The organism is Nostoc flagelliforme FACHB-838, assembly GCF_014698065.1.
In the GTDB taxonomy this organism is placed as follows: domain Bacteria; phylum Cyanobacteriota; class Cyanobacteriia; order Cyanobacteriales; family Nostocaceae; genus Nostoc; species Nostoc flagelliforme_B.
Map to the genome: position 1 here is coordinate 66,577 of NZ_JACJSI010000006.1, position 22,629 is coordinate 89,205.

Consider the following 22,629-nt stretch of genomic DNA (forward strand, 5'->3'; position numbering starts at 1 on the left):
TAAGAAAGCATCACGCTGACATCAATTGCTGGATACGCTGTGGTTCCTCTCCTAGCCAATCTGGATTTTGGGCAGTGCTGTCGAAAATTGATGAGGTTTTGAAAGGCTCAAACTCGCCGCGTGATGCCGCTTCTGCCGTTTTTGCTAAGAGCGATCGCACTTGCTCGTCATTCATTGGCTGGAACGTCCGCACTGCTTCAAAGGCTTGCTCTAAAATCTCCATGCTATCCATGCCAGTAATCAAAACTGATGTAGGCAGATTCAAAGCATAATGTAGACACTCAATTGGCGTTACAGTATTTGACCGTAAAAGAATACCGTTTGCCAAGCTTTTCATTCCCAGAACGCCAATGTTCTCTTTGACCAGTTCTGGTAGAACCAACTTTGCAAAGCTCCGGTAGTGAGCATCCATTACATTGAGCGGCATCTGCACTGCATCAAATTTAAACCCGTTAGTGGCCGCAACTTCCAGCATGTGTAGATGAACAGATGGGTCTTTGTGCCCAGTGAAACCAATGTATCGAAGTTTGCCAGCTTCTTGCGCCTCAATTAAGGCAGCATTCGCCCCTTCTTCGTGAAAAACTCGATGTGGGTCTTCGTGCCGAAGGATTTCGTGGTGCTGAACGAGATCGATGCAATCAACTTGCAGGCGTTGGAGTGATTCGTCTAGCTGTTTTGCTGCTGCTTTTTTAGAGCGACCATCGATTTTCGTCATCAGGAATACTTTATCTCGGTAGCGATCGCGCAGCGCTTTCCCCATGCGAATCTCGCTGACTCCACCGTTGTAATCCCAACTATTATCCATAAAGGTGATGCCGCGATCAATGGCTGTTCTCACAATTCGGATCGCTAATTCCTCATCGACATGCTTCAAGGCAATGTGCCAACCACCCAATCCAATCGCAGAAACTTTCTCTCCTGTACTGCCGAGAACTCGGTATAGCATTTCTGAATTTGACGTAGTTTCTGACATCTGTTCTCCAAGTCTTTCAGCTATTACTTAAGTACATATAGCTGTGTGACAATTCAAAAACAAGGGAAATTTGAGAATATCTTGCTGAAGATACACTTTTCAACCCGGTCAGGAAATACTGAAGAAGCCAAAATACCGATGGCAATTTAAGATGTGTCAGCTAAAGAATTGAGGGCACAGCACAATACTGTTCGCTTAAGGTTTTTTGATCAAAATTCGAGATCGCAAAGACTAAATTATTGTAGAGACAGCGATTCACCGCGTCTCTTGCTTTAACCGAACAGTATTGAGGGCATAGCAATGCTGTGCCTCTACAACATATTTGGTTCAAATAAATGAAAACTGTTGTAAAACATTAACAATTATTTACCACTATAAAAAAAGGCAATTTCTTTTTCTTTTAGGGGTGCAAAACCAGCATCTACCAGTAATTGGTCGAGTTCTGCTTGAGGAATGTGCTTTGCACCAATTCGCACAATGCGCGATCGCATAGTATTAGATACGCCACTGCGCTGTCTATTGCCTTCTAGCGCCATGACTTTACTATAAAGTTCTAGCTTGGCAGGTGGAATGGGAGATCCATCAAAATCAATTCCCTGTGCGATCGCTTCATCAATAGCATCAGCACCTGTGGTGGTTTGGTTTCCTGGGTTAGTTTCGGTAGGCATGGTGATTTACTCTTCTTCGCTATGGGTAGATTTTACCAGTCTTGTTGACACCAAACCTGCCTACTGGCTTTTTTGCGATCGAGAATTAATTGCAATTCTTTGCGCGAGAAATCTATCGTCTGTCTGATGATCTGAATCAAAAAACCTCTCCCCGGTTTTACTACGCAAAACCGGGAAGAGGTTCGTTAAACTTAGGCTAGATTAATCACGAGCTTGTCGCGTTACCAAACCACCAACAAACGCCCCTAAAATAGTGCCTGTCCACAGTCCTCTTGTGCTACCTTGCCATATTGCTCCTGGTGTCATCCAAGTATTGCACATCTCCTTGAAACCCCAAGGTTGATTTTGACACTTTTGGCTATGCAGCATTATGGTAATTTGCCCACTGGTGTAAGCACCAAAAAAACCTGCTGATAGCGCCAAAAAAGTGCAAATTAAAATTCTATTTTTTGTCATTAGTCATTAGTCATTTCTCCTCATTTTCCATGCCCCATTAACCTGTATTTCTCATCCCAGCAGCAATACCATTAATAGTTAACAATGCCCCCCGCAGTAATTCGCCTTTGCTGTAACGAGAGTGAATGACTCCAGAAGTAGCAGTAGTATTTAAGGACTGACGTAGCCGCTTAAGTAGTGAAACTTGGATAAACCCCAAGGGGACAATTGTGCCATTGCGTAACTGTACAGATCGTTGCAACACAGGATCGCCATCTAACAGTTGATTATGATCGGTGATTTTTAAGACCAAATCCCTTGTGAGATAGAACTCGCTAGCAATTTGGTCAAAAACCTTGGCAAAACGCAGTTTATCTTCTGGTTTTGACAATTCTTGGACGTAGTGATGTGCCATTTGCATATCTACTTTTGCCAAGGTCATCTCGGCTTTAGAAATCACCATCTTGAAAAATGGCCACTTAACGTAAAAATAGCGCAGCAATTTCAAGTGTTCTTCTGGTTCTTCGTTCAAGAATTCTTGTAAAGCTGTGCCAACGCCATACCAAGAGGGAAGTAAAAAGCGGGTTTGTGTCCAGCTAAATACCCAAGGAATAGCTCGCAGACTGCTTAAATCTTTCTTGCCAGATGGACGGCGTGCTGGACGGGAACTAATTTGCAACTGGCTAATTTCTTCAATTGGAGTTACTTCGTGGAAGAAGTCAACAAAATCAGGTTGTTCATAGATTAGGGCACGATAATGTTGACGCGATCGCACTGCTAATTCTTCCATAATCTCATTCCAGGGTTCAATATCATCAAACCCTGTCCGCAACAGGCTAGCTTGAATCACAGCAGTCGTGATGGTTTCCATGTGGTATAATGCCAAATCCAATAAGGAGTATTTGGAAGCCAAAACTTCTCCTTGCTCGGTAATCTTGATTCGCCCATTGATACTATGACCAGGTTGAGCCAAAATAGCCTCGTAAGCAGGGCCACCACCCCGTCCCACAGAACCGCCGCGTCCGTGGAAAATTCGCAAATTTATATCATAGTTTTCTGCTATTTTTTGCAGTGATTTTTGGGCTTTATGAATTTCCCAGTTGCTGCTTAAAAAACCAGAGTCTTTATTGCTATCAGAATACCCCAGCATCACTTCTTGCAAGTTAGGGGTGAGGGGAGAGGGCGCTGGAGAGGCAGGGGAGGCAGGGGAAGATGAATTTTCATCCACAAGACTCTTTGTTTTTGTCTGTTCGTAACCGCCGGCTAACAAAGCGCGATATAACGGGAGTTCAAACAGTTTCCGCATGACGCTTCTAGAGCGTTGTAAATCTTCTACTGTCTCAAATAGGGGGACAACTTGAATAGTTCCGACAGCAATGGCGGGGTCAAAAAGTCTGGCTTCTTTGGCTAACAACAACACTTCCAACACGTCGCTTACGTCGCGGCACATGCTAATAATGTAAGTTTGGCAGATATTTAGACCAAATTCTTGTTGCAGCGATCGCACGACGCGAAAGGTTTCAATTACATCGTTGGTTTTTTCAGAAAATGGCAATTCTGCCGGAATTAATGGCCTCCGGGTTTGCAGTTCTCCTGTAAGCCAAGCAACTTTTTGCTCCTCAGAGAGTTCATTGTAAGGTTGAGGTAATATTTGCAGGTATTGTAGTATCTCATTTAGCGCATCGGCGTGGCGAGATGATTCTTGGCGGATATCTAGCTGTGTCAAGTTAAAACCAAAAATTTCCACCTGACAGATGAGATTTTCTAATTCTCGACAGCTTAAACCTGTTTCTGTTAAGTTGCGCTGAATCATCCGCAGTTCTGCTAAAAAATCGCCTCCCGAACGGTAGAGGGGACTATCTTGATTTTTTGGCGTTTCCCGATTGTACAAAGCTAAATTGCGATCGCTAGTATTTTCTAGCCGTTTCAGCACATAAGCCAGTTTGAGCCGATAGGGTTCTTGTCGATAACGTAGCGCCAGTGCATCGTATACCTCACTCAACTGGGATTGATCCAATTCTAGAGATTCCAGTAAGTCTGGTAAAACATCACTCCAGTGCATCGATACACTCAACAATTCAATCAAATTTTTTACTGACTGAATATATCTCCCCAGCACCATTTTGCGCTGATAGCAAGCTGTTTGCCAGGTAATTTCGGGTGTGACTGATGGATTCCCATCTCTGTCTGAGCCTACCCAAGAGCCAAAAGAGCAAAAGTTTTTACTCGGTGGTTCTAGCCAAGGAAAGGTATTGGATAGGGTGTGTTTGAAACGTTTATATAGTTGGGGAATGCCATCAAATAAAACTTCTTGGAAGTAGTGCAGGGCATAATCCACTTCATCTAGCACAGTGGGTTTGAACTGGTGAAGTTCGTCTGTACGCCACCACAGGCGAATCTCTTCGAGCAACTGTTCGCGGACATCTGCTGCTTCCCAAGGATATGCTCCTGGTGTAGTCCCGGAATGGTTTTCCAAGGCATCCAGTTTTTGCAAGAGTTGCACCACTTGGCGCTGTTTATCCCGGATGGTATGACGAACAATTTCCGTCGGGTGCGCGGTGAAAACTAAGCGCACATCCAGATGTGCAATTAAACGTTGAATTTGCTGAGGTGGTACATTCAGCTTGAATAAATAGGGAAATAAGGCAGCAAAAGTACCTTTTGGTTTGACTTGCGCTTTTTCTAAATAACTCTTTGTCAGCAAGTCTGCTGCGAGTCCATTGCTAACAGGCGCGTCATCTTCTCTTTGATTGGAGGAATAGTTGGCATTGGATAGTGTTTCTGAATCTGTAGCCTCTGTTTCTACCTCATAGCGGCTCAATTGCTGCCGTTGTTCGTATTCCTGCTCTATGATGTTAATCAACTGAAAATACAGAGCGAAAGCACGAGCCGCACGAATTGCTTCGTTGATATTTAGTTGTTCAATTAATTTGACGGCTGAGGATGCTTGGTCATTTGTTGCTTGTCCTTCTGGTGAACACAAATCGCGCAGCTGCCGCAATAATTCTACCATGTTTTGACCGCATTCTTGCCGGAGAACTGACTCCCACAATTCTTCCACTACCTGGAGACGATGACGCAAAAATAATTCCGACACCGGGTATATATCAGCAGTTTGAGACGAAGAGTATAAAAGGGAACCCATATTCTCTATTTTTGTAAAGCTAATTACTGTTTACGGTTCTAGGTTTTGCACTTAATGCTCACCTGGTTGTTCCTGAGCAAATAATTATTTGGTGTATATCTTCTCATCTTGATTGATTTCGTGTTCATCTGGGAAGTCTAAGATCGGTAGGCGATCGCCTCGAAATAATTCTTCACTGGCTTCCCCTATGGCTTCTAGTGCTTTTACTGTAGTTTTTCCGGTAATGAGCAGCAGTAATATAGACGCTGTACCTATTTGTAAAAGGAACGACGGGGGAATAGGAAATAAATCCAGATTGGATGCGAGTTTAGGTGAAGGCTGTTGGTTGGCAGAAGGCATTGCTAATTTTTGGTTATGGAAATATGAGGCAAAAGGAGTCAGGAATTAGGAGTTAGTAGTTATAAGTTAGGAATTATGATTACTCCAACGATCAAAAGACGGAGTTTAAATGAGATAAGCTTGTTGTTTGTTTCGCCCATTAGGGTCGTTAGCGCAGTAGGACGCAAGTCCAACTTTAAAGGACAAGTCATCAGCCAGTCATATAGAATTATTCTGACTCCTGGCTCCTGTACAGATGCGATTAATCGCGTCTCTCCTAACTCCTAACTTCTTAATTCTGACTCCCTATTAGTAAAATAAACGCAAAACTCAACATTAGTCAGACTTACAACCTATACAAGACTATCTTGTCCGATTTTGTGAGCTACGAAGGTAACAAAATTGTTAAAAAAAAACGTCAGAGTGTGATAGACCTATGGTTCTAGTTTACAAGTGCAGGCACTATCCTCCCCCAACAATCGCTGACTCTAAAGTTAACTGAGCATGAAAACAGTATTACCAGATCGCCAGCAATCCTTAGTGCAATGGGTAAGCCAAGCAACAGGGATCAACACTTTCGGAGTGAAAGTCCGGTTGCGGGGAAATGACCTTCATATTCTTTGTGAAGGTACGGAATGTCCGCAGCGTTGGCGCACTTTGTCTGACTTGCTGCAAGCGCTACAGCAAACAAACTTAGATATACTCACAAATAGCGAACAAACCTCAATATATCAAGTATTTGTCTATGGCCGAAGAAAAGGGGAACAACGCCCCTCATGGTGCCATCGGGTTCACTTGAATCAAATAGATAAGCATCTGGAGCAGGTGAAACAAGCCTTGCTAACAGACTCGGAAAAATCGAAACAATCGGGTGGGGCGCTGATTGTCTCTAATGAAAGTCTGGCACGCCAAGGGAACCCAGAGGCGATCGCTCGATATCTTAGTGAAACTCTGAGTACATTAGGTGTATCGGTTCAGGCAAAGATTAAGCTATATAAGCCCAAGAACTCCCAGCCAGAAGAAAATCGCCTGTGGATATTTTGCCAGTCGAGTTATACCCCTGATGCATCATTGCTTGCTGAACCTATAGCACAAAAGTTGCGTTATCTCAAGCTTTCTGGCTACCAAGATGCAGTAATTGTTTCCCAAGTAATTGGCGAAACTGCCCCTGATTGGTTACTGCGGGTAGATTTGACGCCACCAGAGGTGATGCTGAAGGAGTGGGCGCGTTGGGGAGATGTCCAAGCGATCGCGCGATTATTAACTGAGGTACTATCAGAACTAAAAGTTGCTGTCCAAGTTTCTCTGAAAGAATCAACGCTACATATCTTTTGTAGCCCAGCTTTTGATCCTTTAGGAACTGCCCCCATCCCAGACAAGGAAGTGTGCTTAGAGGCGATTTTACCACACCTAGAAGCGATCGCTCCTCAAGGCATTCTCGCCACCACCATATACGGACAAAAAGCAGGCGACAAGCAACCCACTTGGATTGATTGGCTGGCTTTACCTGCTGCCAAGCATCCCGCCTTTGCCATATCACCACTAGATTTGGCAAATACTGGTGATGAACCAGCCATTATATTTTTACTAGAGCGCTTACTCAATCCCGATCTGGATTGGCGGCTATTGACAGGTGGAATTCGCGTACTGCTACTGAACAAAAATGATTTATTGCACATCATGTGTGACGCACCTGTTTGTCCAGTGCGACAACAAGTAGCGAGTAAAATTACGCAGTTTATCCGCCAGTTAAAAATTCCCGGTATTATGGGAGTACGTATCTATGGTCGCCGTGCTGGGAATAAAGAACCTTTTTGGCATTATGGCGTTGATCTTGAACATCGCCAACGTTTAGTACCAGAAGCAACCCCAGAATTTGCTGCTACTTCTATATACATTAACGATTTAGTAACCTCTGAAACTAGTGAACCAATTTTGCGCCCAGACTTAACGACAGAAGAAGTTCAAAGTTTTGTAACAGAAGTAGCACGAGATTGGATGGCAACGGCGAGTTCAACAGCGAAAAAATTCCTGTTGAAAAGTCAGCTATTTACCGAAAGCAAACAGTCAGCAGAAAAAAGCCCTGATGTTCAAGGACTTAAGATTGCTTTAGTTTGGGGAACGCTAGGATTATTACTTACCCTGCAAACTGATTGGGTGTTGGGTCGAATCATTGCACGTAGTATGCCGAGTTCCCCAAAAGTCGCTAGTGTCAACCTCCCATCATCTTCTGAGCAAAAGCCATCTTTGACATCTGGGGAAAATCAGAGTGAGAAAACGACGTTATTTACCAGCACTTCCAAAACAAAATCTTCTCCTAATCAAAGTTCTGTATTTAATGCTTCGGAATTTACCCAAAGTGATGAGACTCCGACAAACAATTTGGCAGCCGCACCACTGAAGGAAAAAGCAACCGCAACAGCTATTCTCTTAGCAGCGCGATCGCAGATGCCAAGCTTCAATGTCAGGCAGTTAGACGAGCAACTAGCACTCTATAAACAGCGTTTGGCTAAAACTGGTAGTCCGCCAGATGTATTAATTATTGGCTCCTCCCGCGCTCTCAGGGGAGTAGATCCGGCAGCACTTTCTAAAGCTTTAGCGACTCAGGGCTATCCAAATCTTGACGTGTTTAACTTTGGGATTAATGGTGCCACTGCACAAGTTGTAGAGTTTGTAATTCGTCACGTACTGGAACCTTCGGAACTACCCAAAATAATCATCTGGGCAGATGGTGCGCGTGCTTTCAACGGTGGGCGCGAGGATATTACCTTTAACTCCATCGCTACATCACCTGGTTATAAACAAGCATTCCAAAAAACACCAACAACTCTAAATGGAAGTGATTTGCCAGAAAATACGGTAAATTCAGAAGAAGAAAATGCAACCGAAGAAAAACAGGAGATTAGTACCTATCAAGCTGTTAATCAGTCTTTAAATCAGGCTCTAGCATCTGTTTCTTCTAGCTATCAAAACCGCGACCAAATAAAGAGTTTACTGCAAAAACAACTGGTTATACTTGGTCAAAATCAGACAGTTTCATCACAAAAACAGCTGACAGATGGTACTTCAGATCAGAGTATTTCCCAGCAAGCAGTTGATTTTGATGGCTTTCTACCTTTGTCGATTCGCTTCAATCCCCTCAGATACTATCAAAAACATTCTAGAGTTCCTGGAAATTACGACAACGACTATAAATCTTTCCAAGTAGAAGGACAGCAAGATACCGCCTTTCAAGAAGTGCTTCAGTTTACTCAGTCTAAGAACATTTCTTTAGTCTTTGTCAATATGCCTTTGACAGGAGATTATTTAGATCCAGTGCGTAAACAATATGAGCAAGAATTTCAGCAATATATGTTGCGTTTGGCTACTAATCCCAACTTTATTTATCGTGATTTGAGCCAACAGTGGCCAAAAGCAAATGACTACTTTTCTGACCCCAGCCACCTCAACCGATTTGGCGCATACGAAGTCTCGAAAAAGCTGGCGAATGATCCGATGATTCCTTGGCCAGTGAAGTAGGGGAATGGAGATAAGGGAGCAGGGGAGGCAGGGGAAGAAGAATTAATGACCAATGCCTAATGACAAATGACAAATGACAAATGACTAAAAAATGAACTTTATATCAATTTTCTATGGGCTGTTTTTGTTGAGTGTGTTAGGAATTTACTGGTCTTTAGCACAACATAAATTGCGATTGTGGACGTTGCTAATTGCCAGTTTGGTTTTCTATGCATCTTTACACATTCAATACATACCATTACTCTTAGCATCGACATTTATTAATTTCCGTGTAGGGCTGGAAATTGGTAAAAACACATCACCAGGAAAACATTCTCTTGACTGGCAAATTTCTAATGAAGAATGGCAATTTGCTCAAGGTGATTGGAATCGCCGCCGTTTAAAAGTTTTGTGGCTAGGTATAACTTTAAATGTTTTACTCTTATTAGCTTTTAAGTATTTTACTCCTTTGTTCAAGTTTGTTTTTCATGTACAAACAAACTCACCAGATAGCTCTTTTAAATTAATTGCCCCCTTAGGAATTTCATTTTTCACCTTTGAATGCATCGCCTATTTAATAGATGTTTATCGCGGTGCCCCTGCTACTGATAATTTTCTCAAGTTTGCTACATACAAATTATTCTTCGCCAAACTGATTTCAGGGCCGATTACGCGCTATCACAACTTAGCAAATCAATTTAATACACTAGAATTACCCAATACCAATAGAGTAGCTGAAGCGCTGTGGTTGATTGCTAGGGGTGCAGTCAAAAAAGGTATTTTTGCAGATCACCTGGGAATTTTCGTCGATTTATGTTTCGGTAATTTGCAACGTGCCGGTAGTACCGATTTGTGGTTAGCTACATTCGCATACGGCTTGCAGTTATATCTAGATTTCAACGGTTACGTAGACATTGCCCGTGGTAGTGCTTTGCTTTTCGGCTTGGTTCTACCTGAAAATTTCGACTTTCCTTATTTCAGCACGAATATTTCAGAATTTTGGCGGCGCTGGCATATCACTTTAGGAGATTGGCTACGTAACTATGTCTACTTTCCTTTGGGTGGTTCCCGTCGGGGTTTAGTCCGTACCTGCGGGAATTTATTTATTGTGATGCTAATCGCTGGTATTTGGCACGGTGCTGCTTTGGGTTATGTAGTGTGGGGCATATTCCACGGATTAGCCTTGGTGGTTCATCGACTTACAGATACTATGAGCGATCGCTTTGAAAATCTAGAAAAATTCTGGCAAAATCCTCTAGGTATCTTTGTCGCTTGGTTCTTAACCCAACTAATGGTTTTTACCTCTTGGATTTGGTTCCGTCTACCTAACCTCGAAGACTCTTCTTTTGTAATTCGGCATCTTTGGGGTTATCCGGCTGACGCCCAGTTTGCTCAAAAAGTTTATGTAGATGCCTTAAACATGAGCCAATACCAACTTACTTGGGGAATTCTAACTTTAGCTGCCCTTATGACTGTAGTCTATGCCTTCAACCGAATGCTGAAGCTAGAGTTTAACTGGCCGCTTAAACTTGTCTTTGTCCCCATCTGTTTCTACGCTGTTTGGTTATTAGCTCCTGAAGGCAGTTTGCCATATATCTACTTTGATTTTTAAGTGAAACATTAGACAATATAGAACTTCTCATCTCGTAATAAATCAGCAAGACTTAAAATTTTTCCATAGGCTAATTGTAAAGAAGTGTAAAGACGAATAAATAGGCGATCGCATCATTGAAAGTTATAGCTAGCTTGGTGTTGGAATGACTGATATGTATTCAATCTATTACTTTTATCACCATTGTTTATAGTAGGAAAACTTTACAGTTCGAAGAGCTTTTTAAAGTATTCTGTTACAGAATATTAAGTCAGAGATCGCGTCAAAGTAAATTCATGTAGACTGTAATTCAACAAGCTAAAACACAATCTGCTTGTTCCATTTTTAACAACAACATATAGCACTTATAAAACAATGACCACAACCTTACAACGGCGCTCTGACGCTAACGTATGGGATCGCTTTTGCGAGTGGATTACCAGCACCGACAACCGCATCTACATTGGTTGGTTTGGTGTACTGATGATCCCAACCCTAATAGCTGCTACTGCTTGCTTCGTAATCGCCTTCATCGCTGCTCCTCCAGTAGACATCGACGGTATCCGTGAACCTGTTGCAGGTTCATTGATCTACGGAAACAACATCATCTCTGGTGCAGTTGTTCCTTCCTCCAACGCTATTGGCTTGCACTTCTACCCAATTTGGGAAGCAGCTTCTTTAGATGAGTGGTTGTACAACGGCGGCCCTTACCAATTGGTAGTTTTCCACTTCTTGATCGGTTGCGCTTGCTACCTTGGTCGTCAGTGGGAACTTTCTTACCGTTTAGGTATGCGTCCTTGGATTTGCGTAGCTTACAGCGCACCATTGGCTTCCGCTACCGCAGTATTCTTGATCTACCCAATTGGTCAAGGTTCATTCTCTGATGGTATGCCTTTAGGTATCTCTGGAACCTTCAACTTCATGATTGTGTTCCAAGCAGAACATAACATCTTGATGCACCCCTTCCACATGTTAGGTGTGGCTGGTGTATTCGGCGGTTCATTGTTCTCTGCAATGCACGGTTCTCTAGTAACTTCTTCCTTGGTGCGTGAAACCACCGAAACGGAATCACAAAACTACGGTTACAAGTTCGGTCAAGAAGAAGAAACCTACAACATCGTTGCAGCCCACGGCTACTTCGGTCGTCTAATCTTCCAATACGCTTCATTCAACAACAGCCGTTCACTGCACTTCTTCCTCGCAGCTTGGCCTGTCGTCGGTATCTGGTTCACCGCTTTGGGTATCAGCACGATGGCATTCAACCTGAACGGTTTCAACTTCAACCAATCAGTAATTGACTCCCAAGGTCGCGTCATCAGCACCTGGGCAGACGTAATCAACCGCGCTAACTTGGGTATGGAAGTAATGCACGAGCGTAACGCTCACAACTTCCCCCTAGACTTAGCTGCTGGTGAAATTAGACCTGTCGCAATGACTGCTCCTGCTATCAACGGTTAATTCTGAAAATTTAGCAAAATAAGAAGCGCCCTCCAGAAATGAGGGGCGCTTTTTTTGTTAGATTCAAGCTACAACTCCTACGGATGAGGAATCAGGTAATGGCTGCTTCTGTAGAACATGGCTTAAATAATAGCGCTTTTATCCCTCCTTTAGAAAGTGGCGATCGCTTAACCCGCCACGAATTCGAGCGTCGTTATACAGCAATGCCTAATAAAAAAGCAGAATTAATCGAAGGAGTCGTTTACGTGGCATCACCACTGCGTTTTAGAAGTCATGGCCAACCTCATGGACAGTTAATTACCTGGTTGGGAGTTTATCAAGTTTTCACTCCAGGTTTAGCCCTAGGTGATAATGCTACTGTGCGCTTGGATTTAGACAATGAGCCACAGCCTGATGTTTTGCTGTTGATAGATAAACCAACCAAGGAACAGGCACAAATCAGTGAAAATGATTACGTAGAAGGCGCACCAGAATTAGTAGCAGAAGTAGCAGCCAGTAATGCATCTATTGATTTATACGACAAAAAACGCGCTTACCGTCGCAACGGAGTACAGGAATATATCGTTTGGCAAACTTTAGAGAATAAACTCGACTGGTTCTGTTTGCAAAATGGTGAATATTTACTACTTGTGGCAGATGCAAATGATGTGATTAAAAGTAGAGTATTTCCAGGTTTGTGGTTAGCTGTCACCTCACTAATCACAGGAGATATGACAAAAGTTATAGCAGTACTGCAACAAGGGTTAAATTCAAAAGAACACGCTGAGTTTGTTGAGCGTTTAGCTTAATAAAGCTTAAAAATAATGTCTTGAAAAATACAAATTATTCATGTAAAACGTGATATTAGGAGCCGGGAAAGTTTTCCCTTTTTTCAGACAGTCTCCCTTGGGAAATTAGTTAACAGCATTTTCGGTGTGAGGTAACTCCAGAGAGTCCCGGCGATTAGGGGGAAGGTATTTGGCGAAAGTCTTTGAAAACAGCTTAATTCTCAATTCTTAAAAATTGGGAAAGTTTGTTGTCAGCGATTTATAAACAACACAGTTATGACCACAACTCTAGGAAGAAGCGAAAGCGGCAACCTGTGGGATCGTTTCTGTCAATGGATTACTAGCACCGACAATCGGCTTTATATTGGCTGGTTCGGCGTTTTAATGATTCCTACCCTATTGACCGCTACCATCTGTTTTATTATTGCCTTTATTGCTGCACCACCCGTTGATATTGACGGCATCCGGGAGCCAGTTGCTGGTTCTTTGTTATACGGCAATAACATCATCACTGGTGCTGTTGTACCCACATCTAATGCCATTGGTTTGCACTTCTACCCCATTTGGGAAGCTGCTTCAATGGATGAATGGCTCTACAACGGCGGCCCTTATCAACTCATTGTCTTGCACTTCCTGATTGGTATCTTCTGCTGGCTCGGTCGGCAATGGGAGTTAAGCTATCGCCTGGGAATGCGCCCCTGGATTTGCGTTGCTTACTCTGCTCCCGTAGCTGCTGCGACTTCTGTCTTTTTAATTTACCCAATTGGTCAAGGTAGCTTTTCTGACGGGATGCCTCTGGGCATTAGCGGCACATTTAACTTCATGTTCGTATTCCAAGCCGAGCATAACATCCTTATGCACCCATTCCATCAACTGGGCGTAGCGGCGGTGTTCGGTGGTGCGTTTTTCTGTGCGATGCACGGATCTTTGGTGACTTCCTCTTTAGTTAGAGAGACGACTGAAAGTGAATCTCAAAACTACGGATACAAGTTTGGTCAAGAACAAGAAACCTATAGCATCGTAGCGGCTCACGGTTACTTTGGGCGGTTAATCTGGCAATATGCCAGCTTTAATAACTCGCGTTCCTTGCACTTTTTCTTGGCTGCTTGGCCTGTAGTTGGTATCTGGTTGACGGCATTAGGCATCAGTACTATGGCGTTCAACCTCAACGGTTTCAACTTTAACTAGTCAGTTCTTGACTCTAAAGGTCATGTAATTAATACATGGGCAGATGTGCTAAACCGCGCCAATTTAGGTATAGAAGTGATGCACGAGCGCAATGCTCACAACTTCCCCCTGGATTTAGCGGCTGGTGAGGCAGTACCTCTGGCAACGATGTCTACGACGGGCGTAGATGCAGCACCTGCAATTCACGGTTAATTGTAAGTAATTTAAAATTCACTGCGCTCTCTGTCTAGAGGGCGCTTTTTTTATATAAAAATTTACACAGATAAAATTTTAAAAAAATATCTGGTGTATTTGGGTACAATTACTAAATTGTTACTCATCTATATTAGTAAATGCATTGGTATAAATAAAAATAATTATCAAAACTGTGAGCAGTTAGTAAACTACCTACTGACGGTTATCTCCAGAGTTAATATTCATTGTATTTCCACTGACTACAACTCTCAAATTTTAATTTTTGTCTCAATTCAATATAAAATCTAAAACTTAAAATCCAAAATCAACATGGCAAACCTAACTCCCAATTCTAGTTTTAGTTTGACACTGCGCTTGCAGATTCCTAATCGTGTAGGAATGTTGGCATCGATAACTCAGGCGATCGCAACTACTGGTGGTAATCTCGGTCAAATTGATTTAATCGAGCAAACCCGCAAAGAATCCACCCGCGATATTACCGTTGATGCTGCTAGTACTGAACATGCTGAAACCATTGTGCAAGCAGTCAAAGCATTACCAGACATCAAGTTACTCAGCGTCCACGATCGCACCTTTAATTTGCATCGCGGTGGCAAAATCAGTATTACCAGCAGAATTCCCTTAAGAAGTGTGTCTGATTTAGCAATGGCTTACACACCTGGAGTTGGGCGAATTTGTACAGCGATCGCTCAAGATCCAGAGGAAGTTTACAAGTTAACCATCAAACAAAACACTGTCGCCATTGTTACCGATGGTAGCGCCGTTTTGGGTTTGGGAAATCTCGGCCCAGCTGCTGCTCTCCCAGTCATGGAAGGTAAAGCAATGCTGTTCAAGGAATTTGCGGGGCTAGATGCTTTTCCCATTTGTCTGGCCACCCAAGATACAGAAGAAATTATCCAGACAGTCAAGAATATCGCGCCAGTTTTTGGAGGTGTGAATTTAGAGGATATCGCTGCACCTCGCTGCTTTGAAATTGAAAGAAGATTGCGCCAAGAGTTAGATATCCCCGTTTTTCACGATGACCAACATGGTACAGCAATTGTCACCTTGGCAGCGTTGTTTAATTCTCTAAAGCTGGTACATAAATCAATGGCGGAGATCCGCATCGTGATTAATGGTGCTGGGGCGGCGGGAGTGGCGATCGCTCGGTTACTCCGTAAAGCTGGGGCAGAAAAAATCTGGATGTGCGACTCTAAAGGAATTATCTCTACCAGTCGCACCGATTTGACAGAAGAAAAACTAGAGTTTGCCGTGAAAGCGCAGGGTACATTAGCGGGTGCAATGCAAGGGGCAGATGTGTTTATTGGAGTCAGCGCACCGGGAGTTTTGACACCAGAAATGGTGCAATCGATGGCGAAAGATCCAATTGTTTTTGCAATGGCAAATCCGATTCCAGAGATTCAGCCAGAATTAATCAGCAAGGATGTAGCTGTGATTGCTACCGGTCGCAGTGATTACCCAAATCAAATCAATAACGTTTTAGCTTTTCCTGGGGTATTCCGTGGTGCTTTAGATTGTCGGGCCCAGACAATTACCACCACAATGTACCTAGAAGCCGCAAATGCGATCGCTTCTTTAGTCAAGCCTTCAGACTTGAATCGGGAACATATTATTCCTTCCGTCTTTGATGAGCGCGTCGTCACTGCTGTTGCTGCTGCTGTACAACAAGCAGCGCGTCAAGAAGGTATCGCTCGGAATTAATTCAAATAATGACTCTTATGGGATGGGCATCTCGCTCGTCCCACAGTACATCCTTGTATGCAATTTCCTATAGGGAAATTGCCAAAACCAGCAAACCATTTTGGGTACTCTCCATCATTTTATGATTTCGGTTGTACAGCTTGCCTAACAACTTGTTCGTCCAAACCTAACGCTTGGGCTATCTGTTCAATACTCAATCCTAATGCCCATAGCTGAGGTATTGTTTCTAACTTGCCTTCTAGCTTGCCTTCTCCTTTACCCTCTGCAAACACTTCTTGGTAAAATCTAGTTTGCTTTAACTCACTTAATCCGAACATTTTTCCCATCTCCTCCCGGCTCAAGCGCGGCAATTTGTAGATTAATATTGTTTCTATCAATTGTATAATTTCTCGCTGTTGGGCGACATTGAGAATTTCTTTTCGGGCGCTGTTTACAATCTCTATGGCTTTCGCTGTTGCAGTTGATTCTGGTTCGATGATTAGTTTGACTGTCTCAATCCCGATTGATGATGTGGGAATTGAGCTTAACTCGTTGAGGTAAACGCGAGTCACTCGTTGTGAGTTAAGTAATTCTGCATATCTGTCTGTATCTCCAGTATCAACGCTGCGATTGGGAAAGATGACAACACCACGCCAGGTGTTAGTTAATTCAGTTTTGTCGAGATAGTTAAAGATTTCGGCGAATAAACGAGAATAAATTTTTTTATCGGGTTGAAATTGCACCTCAGCAAAATAAATGGGTAGTTCGGGAGTATTGGGTAAAAATACACCATCAATTCTAAATGCTAGTTGTTTGACTTCGACTGAAGAAAATTGGTAAGCACTGGCCAGTGATGGTGGTTGGTTAATGAGTTCAAAGAACGTACTAGGGAAGCTTTGAAAGATGCGATAAAAGATACTGTCGGTTTTCAAGGCAGCTGGTTTTACAGTTGATGAGCATATTTTACATACAGTTTTGCCATTGCTCATTATGATTGAGGGCTGGCGAAGCACTCGTCCCCATTTGGTGATTGGATTATAAATAAAGCAGGATCATCCAAAACACCATCATGTCAACTGTTTGTAATGAAGTATCAAGTTGGGGACGAGTTTTTACGAGAACTGCCACTAATTTTGGCGGGGCCAATTCTAAAACATACTGAACCGGAGTCAGTGACGGTATGGGTGGCACTGAAACAGTCTTGTCAGATAGAACTCAAGGTTTATGACACAACAAATGATGGTGAAGTAGTAGGAAATTGCTTATTGGAGGGGGAATACTCAACAGTTGCTTTGGGTAAGTATCTTCACATTGTTGCTATAACAGCTCGGTCTATAGAGGGGCATCGTTTAACTAATAACCGCATCTATGCATACGACCTCCAATTTACTCTCACTGACCAAAGCCTGCAAATGCAACAAGCATTATGCTCAAACTCTTCTCCTACAGTCAGCATCAGCTATTTTGAGCATAAAAAACCAACCTTTGTTCTGCCGCCAAACCGTCTGCAAGATTTGCAAATTATCCATGCTTCCTGCCGTAAACCTCATGGTCATGGATTTGATGCACTGCCGATTCTCGACGGTTTGATTGAGTCAAAAGCAAATCAACCCCAACACCGTCCGCACCAGCTATTCCTCACCGGAGATCAAATTTACGGCGACGATGTAGCAGAACCATCCTTGTGGGTTGCAAGTACTCTTGGTGATGCCCTCTTGGGTTGGGAAGAACAACTTCCTGTGAATGGGGTATACTGCACTCCCCAGCAACTACGCCCTGGAGAGCGGGCTGATGTTGCAACAAATCAAGCTGGGTTGACCGCAGGATTGCATAATAAATCTGAGAAAGTCAACAGCCATCTTTTCAGCCTGGGTGAATATTACGCTACTTATTTACTAGCTTGGTCGCCAGTGTGCTGGCCCGCCGCATTTCCCAAAGGACACCAAGTAACAAGCGATCGCAAAGCTATCAAGAACTGGAACCGACAAGTCCGGCACTTGCGCCAATTTATTTATACTCTTGGGAAAGTGCGCCGCGCCCTTGCCAATATTCCCATGTACACCATCTTTGATGACCATGATGTTACTGATGACTGGAATTTGAACCAAGCTTGGTGTTTGCGAGTGCTGGGGCGTCCCTTGGGGCGAAGAATAGTCCAAAATGCGTTGTTAGCTTACACGGTGTTTCAAGGTTGGGGCAATACACCTGAGCAATTTGCAGAAGGTAAACCAGGTGAAAAGCTGTTGCAGGCGGCACAAGCTTGGTCAACTTCTAAAGGGAGAGATGCAAAAGCTGATGAGGCGATCGCTCGCTATCTAGGTATGCCAGCCTACGATCCCCACACAGACTTACCGATTTTAGTCCGAGACGGTGCAGTGTTCATTCTGGATCGACATCCTGAAGCAATCACTTGGAACTACATAGTCAGGAGCGATCGCCATGAAGTAATTGTGTTGGATACGCGGACTTGGCGGGGTTATCCAGCCGATCAAAAAGCGATCGCACCGCCAATGCTGCTGTGTCCAAAAGCCTTTGAGCAACAACTAGTTTTACCTTTACAAGAAATAGCTGAACAAACTCAGATTCAAACAACATTTGTGATTGCACCCACAAATGTATTCGGACTACAAGTGATTGATTGGATTCACCATTGGCAATTACAACAAGAGAAAGTTTTTTCAACGGATGTTGGCGATGCCTGGAACATTAATACTGAAGCACTGGCAAAATTCCTAACCACCTTGTTTGAAGAACGCCAACAAGTGATTATTCTATCTGGAGATATCCACTACAGTTCTGTTGCTCACTTGTCTTATGCACGAACTCATTCTAAATTGCAGTCTGTCTTAGTGCAGTTAACCTCTAGTGCATTGAAAAATGAAGAAATTTTGACGCGGCTCATTCATACACGATTGAAACATTGGCTGCTACCAGAAAAGGTGCGACATTGGATAGGTTGGATTAATCCACCCAATATGGTAGAAGTTTCAGAGAAACAATTACACCATAATCGCCAGATGCTGACTAACTCTGAGTGGCATTGTGTGCTGGAGTGGATACCTCGAAATAGCGTTCAGACTTCTCGCTTCGGAGCAGATATATCATCGTTGATAGCTCCCTGGAAACGAGCCGAAAATGTCAAATGGAAATGGTTACAACCCCTGATGTTTTGGAAATTTCGTTGGGTTCAGGAGGGGCGAGAAGTCGTTGGCTTTAATAATTTAGGTTTGGTTCACTTTGAGTTAGTAGATGGGAGTAATTATTGCAAAGTTATTCAAGATTTATACTGGTTTTCTTCTTGGTATCCAACACAAGTTGTTTACAGCCGTTTTGAGAGCAAGTTAACACCTAATCAGTCATTGTTACGATGATCCCGAAAGATCCCCCCAACCCTCTTTAAAAGGGGGGCTTAATTAAAGGCTTGCTCTAATTCCCTCCTTTTTAAGGAGGGTTAGAGAGGATCAAGTCTTAAGCAAAGTAAGCGTATTGCATTGATTTTGGTTGTATACGTGGGAACTCTAAATTTAGGAAACTTACTGGAGAGGGATTTCTATGCCTACGACCCCAATTAGTGCAACACTGGCACAAACAGATAGAGATGCTGTGCTGCAAGCCATTAGCACCATTAAAGAAAAGCTACCATTTTTGGTTGATTTGAGTGCCGATGATCGCAAGACTTTACCCAAGATGGGCGATAAGAGTCGGGCGTTTGTCAGTAAAGCATTAGAGGTGGCGGCGCAGAATCCAGAGTTTTTACCGCGATCGTTCGACTTGGAAGAGATGCGGAAGGACGTGCAATTATTTGAAGCGTTGTATCCGGTGTTGTTGTCGTTGACGCAGTTACAAGAGTTAGTGGATGATACATCTCTTGCAGTGGGTAGTGAAGCTTATGCAGCCGCGTTGCAGGTGTATAACTACGCCAAAGCCAGTGGACAGGGTGCGGGTTTAGATGCAGTGGTTGTGGAAATGGGACAACGATTTGCTCGTAAACCTGGAAAATCAAAGTCTCAAAAAGCAGCGTTGTAGAAAATAGCTCAGTACTTGCACTTAAAAGATGCAACGTTGAAGCTCAGAATTTGAATGTTGGAGTTAAAAGCACGACATTTCGAGTTCTGAGCTTTATTTTTTGAGTTCAGAGGCTCAACGTTCAAGCAAAAAGGTGGAACTTCCGAGTTCAGAGGCTCAATGTTCGAGCAAAAAGGTCGGACTGCCGAGTTCAAAAGCTCAACGTTCGAGCAAAAAGGTGGAACTTCCGAGTTCAGAGGCTCAACGTTCGAGTAAAAAGGTGCAACTTCCGAGTTCAGAGGCTCAATGTTCGAGATAAGAGCTTAATGTTTGAGATTCAGCAGTATAAAATTTGAGCTAAATTCTTAATATTTTAGGAGTCGAAGCTAAGGAATTTAGTAAAAGCTTGATATTGAAAGGTTTATTTACAGAAGATTGTGTATAACTACTGTGAAAGGGGCATCCTGAGAATTAGCCTCTAATTATAGAGCTTCCAGTATGGCAAGCGGAGAAATACACTGATGAATCCCTTAGATACTAATTATGAAAAAGTCAAGCAATCCACTTACACTTGGCCGAAGTGAGAAAGGTAAAGAAGTGCGAATATAACAATAATTGCAAGAGGATAAGCTATATGTTGTCCTCCCTGTTGAAAGGGAAAATTCTAGGTTAGTTTTTTCAAGCAGCGATCGCCTTTCAACCCTGATCATCCAAACTCAGATATGGAAGAACAAAATTTTCAACCGGAACATACGCCGATATCTCCATCAGATGGTTCTGAAAACCTGTCAACTACCATCAACTTGAGCGAGATATCCAAATTAAATAAACTGTCTTTTGACCCAGATGCTGTGCCTATTTGGGAACTAGTAGCTGAAATCTCTGCCCAAGTCCCTAATGAAGAATGGCAAAAACTACCTACTGATTTAGCTAGGAGATTTGATTACTATCAGAAACAGAACGCAGAAGGGTTAGACAATGAGTGAAACTCAGACCAAGTTACCGACAGATACATGGATTTGTGCTTCTTGGCAGGAGTATGAGCAGATAGTCACCAACTTGCTCAACGAGAAGGCAAAGAGTTACTACTATAAGGGGCACATGAGGCTGGAGATAGCACCATTGAGCCTGGATCATAGTCGTAACCCCATACCCTATCTAATAATTTTTCACGACTCAAAACTTGTCCAGGATGGCGAAAGAAAGTTTCTGCTAGGGTAAATTCTCGTGCAGGCAACTCTACGGTGTTTTGACCCACTTTTACTTTACGCGATCGCAAGTCTAAAACCACGTTTCCCGCCTTAATTACCATCTGTTCCATAGCTTGCCTACCACCGCTATGGCGCAACCGAGCTTTTACCCGTACTAACAATTCTTCAAATCGGAAAGGCTTGGTTACATAATCATCTGCACCTGCTTCAAACCCTGCAACCTTATCTTGAATGTCATGACGAGCAGTCAAAATAATCACTGGCAAAATTTCCCCTTGTCCCCGTAATTCTTCTAATACATCCAAGCCATCTTTACCAGGAAGCCCCAAATCCAAAATCATCAAATCAAAACCGCTACTTAATGCCATGTTAGTCGCTGAGTAGGCATCAGCTGCTACAGCAGTCGTAAAACCATGAGAACGCAATCCCTTCTCAATAAAAGCCGCTATGCGGGGTTCATCTTCAGCGATGAGAATTTGATTCATCCGATGCAACCTCTTTCGGTACTTCTAAGGGGAAGACAATTGTAAAAGTAGAGCCTGTTCCCAAGATACCTTTTAAATGAACCAAATCAAGAATAATATCTCAACAATTTGTATCAAAAAATACAACTTGTGACAATGGAAGGTCATTCCACATCCAGCCTGAGGGCTGTGATATTATAGGAGACTGCTGCATACAATTAGAAAAACTAGAAACTAAATCGATCATGGCCCTGACGCAACTGCGGAAACAAGAAATAATTTCCAACTACCAAGTTCATGAAACCGACACTGGCTCGGCCGATGTCCAAGTTGCCATGCTCACTGAGCGCATTAACCGCCTCAGTGAACATCTCCAGGCAAATAAAAAAGACCATTCTTCCCGCCGGGGACTGTTGAAGCTAATTGGTCAGCGCAAGCGTCTTTTAGCTTATATATCGCAGGAAAGCCGGGAAAAATATCAAGCATTGATTGCTCGCCTCGGTATTCGTGGATAGGATTACCGCTTATGTCTGCTGAAGAATCTGAACGCAGTCGCTTGCCCTTTGAACCAAACAAGAAGCGCCAAAAACCCGCAAAAGCTCAAAGTAAACCCGCAGCAAAGCCACAAGAATCTACCAAACAGGCTGAGAAAAAAGCGCGTTATACCAAACAAGAGATGGCAATTCCCCAAGTAGTCAGCCAGCGGATGATTCGACGAGTAGCTGGGCTCTGTGGTGTACCAACAGCTTTGGGCATTAGCACTCTGGTAGTTAGCTATCTGCTTGCTACTTACTCCGACATCCAACTACCTCCCATCGCCGTGTTATTGGTGAACATGGGACTATTTGGTTTAGGGGTCTTAGGGATAACTTATGGCGTTCTCTCTGCCTCTTGGGATGAAGAAAAAGTCGGAAGTTTGCTGGGTTTGGGTGAATTTAACACCAATTGGGGACGAATGGTGGAAGTTTGGCGCGAAACTCGGCAAAAAAACTCATAATGAACGGCGCTCAGAGATTAGGTAACTGCGGTATTG

General features: G+C 43.2%; 18 protein-coding genes and 1 pseudogene. 12 read left to right on the top strand and 7 right to left on the bottom strand.

The features are described 5' to 3' along the window. Positions 1-10 precede the first annotated feature (10 nt). From H6G97_RS04850 to H6G97_RS04870, 5 genes are all read right to left on the bottom strand, one after another. Positions 11-973: an aldo/keto reductase gene (locus H6G97_RS04850; protein ID WP_190939570.1), complete on the bottom strand. Its 963-nt coding sequence runs from the start codon at positions 971-973 to the stop codon at positions 11-13. A 362-nt stretch (positions 974-1,335) separates the two neighbouring features. Further along, positions 1,336-1,641 (bottom strand): small RNA NsiR4-regulated ssr1528 family protein, encoded by a 306-nt coding sequence (locus H6G97_RS04855; protein ID WP_190939571.1) that lies wholly within the window; start codon positions 1,639-1,641, stop codon positions 1,336-1,338. A gap of 201 nt (positions 1,642-1,842) precedes the next feature. Continuing rightward, positions 1,843-2,097: a hypothetical protein gene (locus tag H6G97_RS04860; RefSeq protein WP_190939572.1), complete on the bottom strand. Its 255-nt coding sequence runs from the start codon at positions 2,095-2,097 to the stop codon at positions 1,843-1,845. A 37-nt stretch (positions 2,098-2,134) separates the two neighbouring features. Beyond that, a complete protein-coding gene (gene ppc / locus H6G97_RS04865; protein WP_190939573.1) occupies positions 2,135-5,221 on the bottom strand; it encodes a phosphoenolpyruvate carboxylase in 3,087 nt (1,028 codons plus the stop codon). A gap of 84 nt (positions 5,222-5,305) precedes the next feature. After that, positions 5,306-5,560, bottom strand: coding sequence for a hypothetical protein (locus tag H6G97_RS04870; RefSeq protein WP_190939574.1), 255 nt, complete (start codon positions 5,558-5,560; stop codon positions 5,306-5,308). Between the two features lie 75 nt (positions 5,561-5,635). Between H6G97_RS04870 and H6G97_RS04875 the strand changes: the two genes are divergently transcribed. The 7 genes and pseudogenes from H6G97_RS04875 to H6G97_RS04905 all read left to right on the top strand — a co-directional run bounded on the left by H6G97_RS04875 (position 5,636) and on the right by H6G97_RS04905 (position 15,937). Beyond that, a complete protein-coding gene (locus H6G97_RS04875; RefSeq protein ID WP_190939575.1) occupies positions 5,636-5,827 on the top strand; it encodes a hypothetical protein in 192 nt (63 codons plus the stop codon). Between the two features lie 216 nt (positions 5,828-6,043). Then, the gene (locus H6G97_RS04880; RefSeq protein ID WP_190939576.1) at positions 6,044-9,058 is read left to right on the top strand and encodes a DUF1574 family protein; all 3,015 of its coding nucleotides are present in this window, start codon (positions 6,044-6,046) and stop codon (positions 9,056-9,058) included. 91 nt (positions 9,059-9,149) lie between these two features. Continuing rightward, positions 9,150-10,649: an MBOAT family O-acyltransferase gene (locus H6G97_RS04885; protein ID WP_190939577.1), complete on the top strand. Its 1,500-nt coding sequence runs from the start codon at positions 9,150-9,152 to the stop codon at positions 10,647-10,649. Between the two features lie 354 nt (positions 10,650-11,003). Next, complete coding sequence (gene psbA / locus H6G97_RS04890; protein ID WP_190939578.1) at positions 11,004-12,086, top strand: photosystem II q(b) protein; 1,083 nt, start codon at positions 11,004-11,006, stop codon at positions 12,084-12,086. 98 nt (positions 12,087-12,184) lie between these two features. Further along, entirely contained in the window at positions 12,185-12,874 is a 690-nt protein-coding gene (locus H6G97_RS04895) for a Uma2 family endonuclease (RefSeq protein ID WP_190939579.1), read from the top strand. Between the two features lie 255 nt (positions 12,875-13,129). Beyond that, positions 13,130-14,233 (top strand): annotated as a pseudogene (gene psbA / locus H6G97_RS04900) (photosystem II q(b) protein). Positions 14,234-14,545: 312 nt separating this feature from the next. Next, a complete protein-coding gene (locus H6G97_RS04905; protein ID WP_190939580.1) occupies positions 14,546-15,937 on the top strand; it encodes a malic enzyme-like NAD(P)-binding protein in 1,392 nt (463 codons plus the stop codon). A 119-nt stretch (positions 15,938-16,056) separates the two neighbouring features. On the opposite strand, the gene H6G97_RS04910 is transcribed toward H6G97_RS04905, so the two are convergent. Then, positions 16,057-16,848, bottom strand: coding sequence for an Rpn family recombination-promoting nuclease/putative transposase (locus tag H6G97_RS04910; protein ID WP_190939581.1), 792 nt, complete (start codon positions 16,846-16,848; stop codon positions 16,057-16,059). 153 nt (positions 16,849-17,001) lie between these two features. Here H6G97_RS04910 and H6G97_RS04915 point away from each other — a divergent pair, with 153 nt between their 5' ends. The 3 genes from H6G97_RS04915 (at position 17,002) to H6G97_RS04925 (ending at position 20,907) form a co-directional block, all read left to right on the top strand. Further along, positions 17,002-19,287 (top strand): alkaline phosphatase D family protein, encoded by a 2,286-nt coding sequence (locus H6G97_RS04915; protein ID WP_190939582.1) that lies wholly within the window; start codon positions 17,002-17,004, stop codon positions 19,285-19,287. A 181-nt stretch (positions 19,288-19,468) separates the two neighbouring features. Beyond that, complete coding sequence (locus tag H6G97_RS04920; RefSeq protein ID WP_190939583.1) at positions 19,469-19,942, top strand: hypothetical protein; 474 nt, start codon at positions 19,469-19,471, stop codon at positions 19,940-19,942. 701 nt (positions 19,943-20,643) lie between these two features. Further along, positions 20,644-20,907: a hypothetical protein gene (locus tag H6G97_RS04925; RefSeq protein ID WP_199349251.1), complete on the top strand. Its 264-nt coding sequence runs from the start codon at positions 20,644-20,646 to the stop codon at positions 20,905-20,907. Positions 20,908-20,984: 77 nt separating this feature from the next. Here H6G97_RS04925 and H6G97_RS04930 read toward each other — a convergent pair whose 3' ends face one another. Then, positions 20,985-21,617, bottom strand: coding sequence for a response regulator transcription factor (locus H6G97_RS04930; protein ID WP_190939584.1), 633 nt, complete (start codon positions 21,615-21,617; stop codon positions 20,985-20,987). A gap of 224 nt (positions 21,618-21,841) precedes the next feature. Here H6G97_RS04930 and rpsO point away from each other — a divergent pair, with 224 nt between their 5' ends. Beyond that, positions 21,842-22,111, top strand: a complete 270-nt coding sequence (gene rpsO / locus H6G97_RS04935) for a 30S ribosomal protein S15 (RefSeq protein ID WP_041565894.1) — start codon at positions 21,842-21,844, stop codon at positions 22,109-22,111. Between the two features lie 11 nt (positions 22,112-22,122). Then, on the top strand, positions 22,123-22,593 hold the full coding sequence (locus tag H6G97_RS04940) for a PAM68 family protein (RefSeq protein ID WP_190939585.1): 471 nt from the start codon (positions 22,123-22,125) through the stop codon (positions 22,591-22,593). Positions 22,594-22,629 lie beyond the last annotated feature (36 nt).

Bases quoted from the DNA above. Each gene is read 5' to 3' on its own strand.
- H6G97_RS04940 (WP_190939585.1), top strand. From the start codon at position 22,123: ATGTCTGCTGAAGAATCTGAACGCAGTCGCTTGCCCTTTGAACCAAAC.
- H6G97_RS04875 (WP_190939575.1), top strand. From the start codon at position 5,636: ATGATTACTCCAACGATCAAAAGACGGAGTTTAAATGAGATAAGCTTG.
- rpsO (WP_041565894.1), top strand. From the start codon at position 21,842: ATGGCCCTGACGCAACTGCGGAAACAAGAAATAATTTCCAACTACCAA.
- H6G97_RS04880 (WP_190939576.1), top strand. From the start codon at position 6,044: ATGAAAACAGTATTACCAGATCGCCAGCAATCCTTAGTGCAATGGGTA.
- ppc (WP_190939573.1), bottom strand. From the start codon at position 5,221: ATGGGTTCCCTTTTATACTCTTCGTCTCAAACTGCTGATATATACCCG.
- H6G97_RS04860 (WP_190939572.1), bottom strand. From the start codon at position 2,097: ATGACAAAAAATAGAATTTTAATTTGCACTTTTTTGGCGCTATCAGCA.
- H6G97_RS04895 (WP_190939579.1), top strand. From the start codon at position 12,185: ATGGCTGCTTCTGTAGAACATGGCTTAAATAATAGCGCTTTTATCCCT.
- H6G97_RS04920 (WP_190939583.1), top strand. From the start codon at position 19,469: ATGCCTACGACCCCAATTAGTGCAACACTGGCACAAACAGATAGAGAT.
- H6G97_RS04930 (WP_190939584.1), bottom strand. From the start codon at position 21,617: ATGAATCAAATTCTCATCGCTGAAGATGAACCCCGCATAGCGGCTTTT.
- H6G97_RS04885 (WP_190939577.1), top strand. From the start codon at position 9,150: ATGAACTTTATATCAATTTTCTATGGGCTGTTTTTGTTGAGTGTGTTA.
- H6G97_RS04850 (WP_190939570.1), bottom strand. From the start codon at position 973: ATGTCAGAAACTACGTCAAATTCAGAAATGCTATACCGAGTTCTCGGC.
- H6G97_RS04855 (WP_190939571.1), bottom strand. From the start codon at position 1,641: ATGCCTACCGAAACTAACCCAGGAAACCAAACCACCACAGGTGCTGAT.
- H6G97_RS04915 (WP_190939582.1), top strand. From the start codon at position 17,002: ATGAAGTATCAAGTTGGGGACGAGTTTTTACGAGAACTGCCACTAATT.
- psbA (WP_190939578.1), top strand. From the start codon at position 11,004: ATGACCACAACCTTACAACGGCGCTCTGACGCTAACGTATGGGATCGC.
- H6G97_RS04925 (WP_199349251.1), top strand. From the start codon at position 20,644: ATGGAAGAACAAAATTTTCAACCGGAACATACGCCGATATCTCCATCA.
- H6G97_RS04905 (WP_190939580.1), top strand. From the start codon at position 14,546: ATGGCAAACCTAACTCCCAATTCTAGTTTTAGTTTGACACTGCGCTTG.
- H6G97_RS04870 (WP_190939574.1), bottom strand. From the start codon at position 5,560: ATGCCTTCTGCCAACCAACAGCCTTCACCTAAACTCGCATCCAATCTG.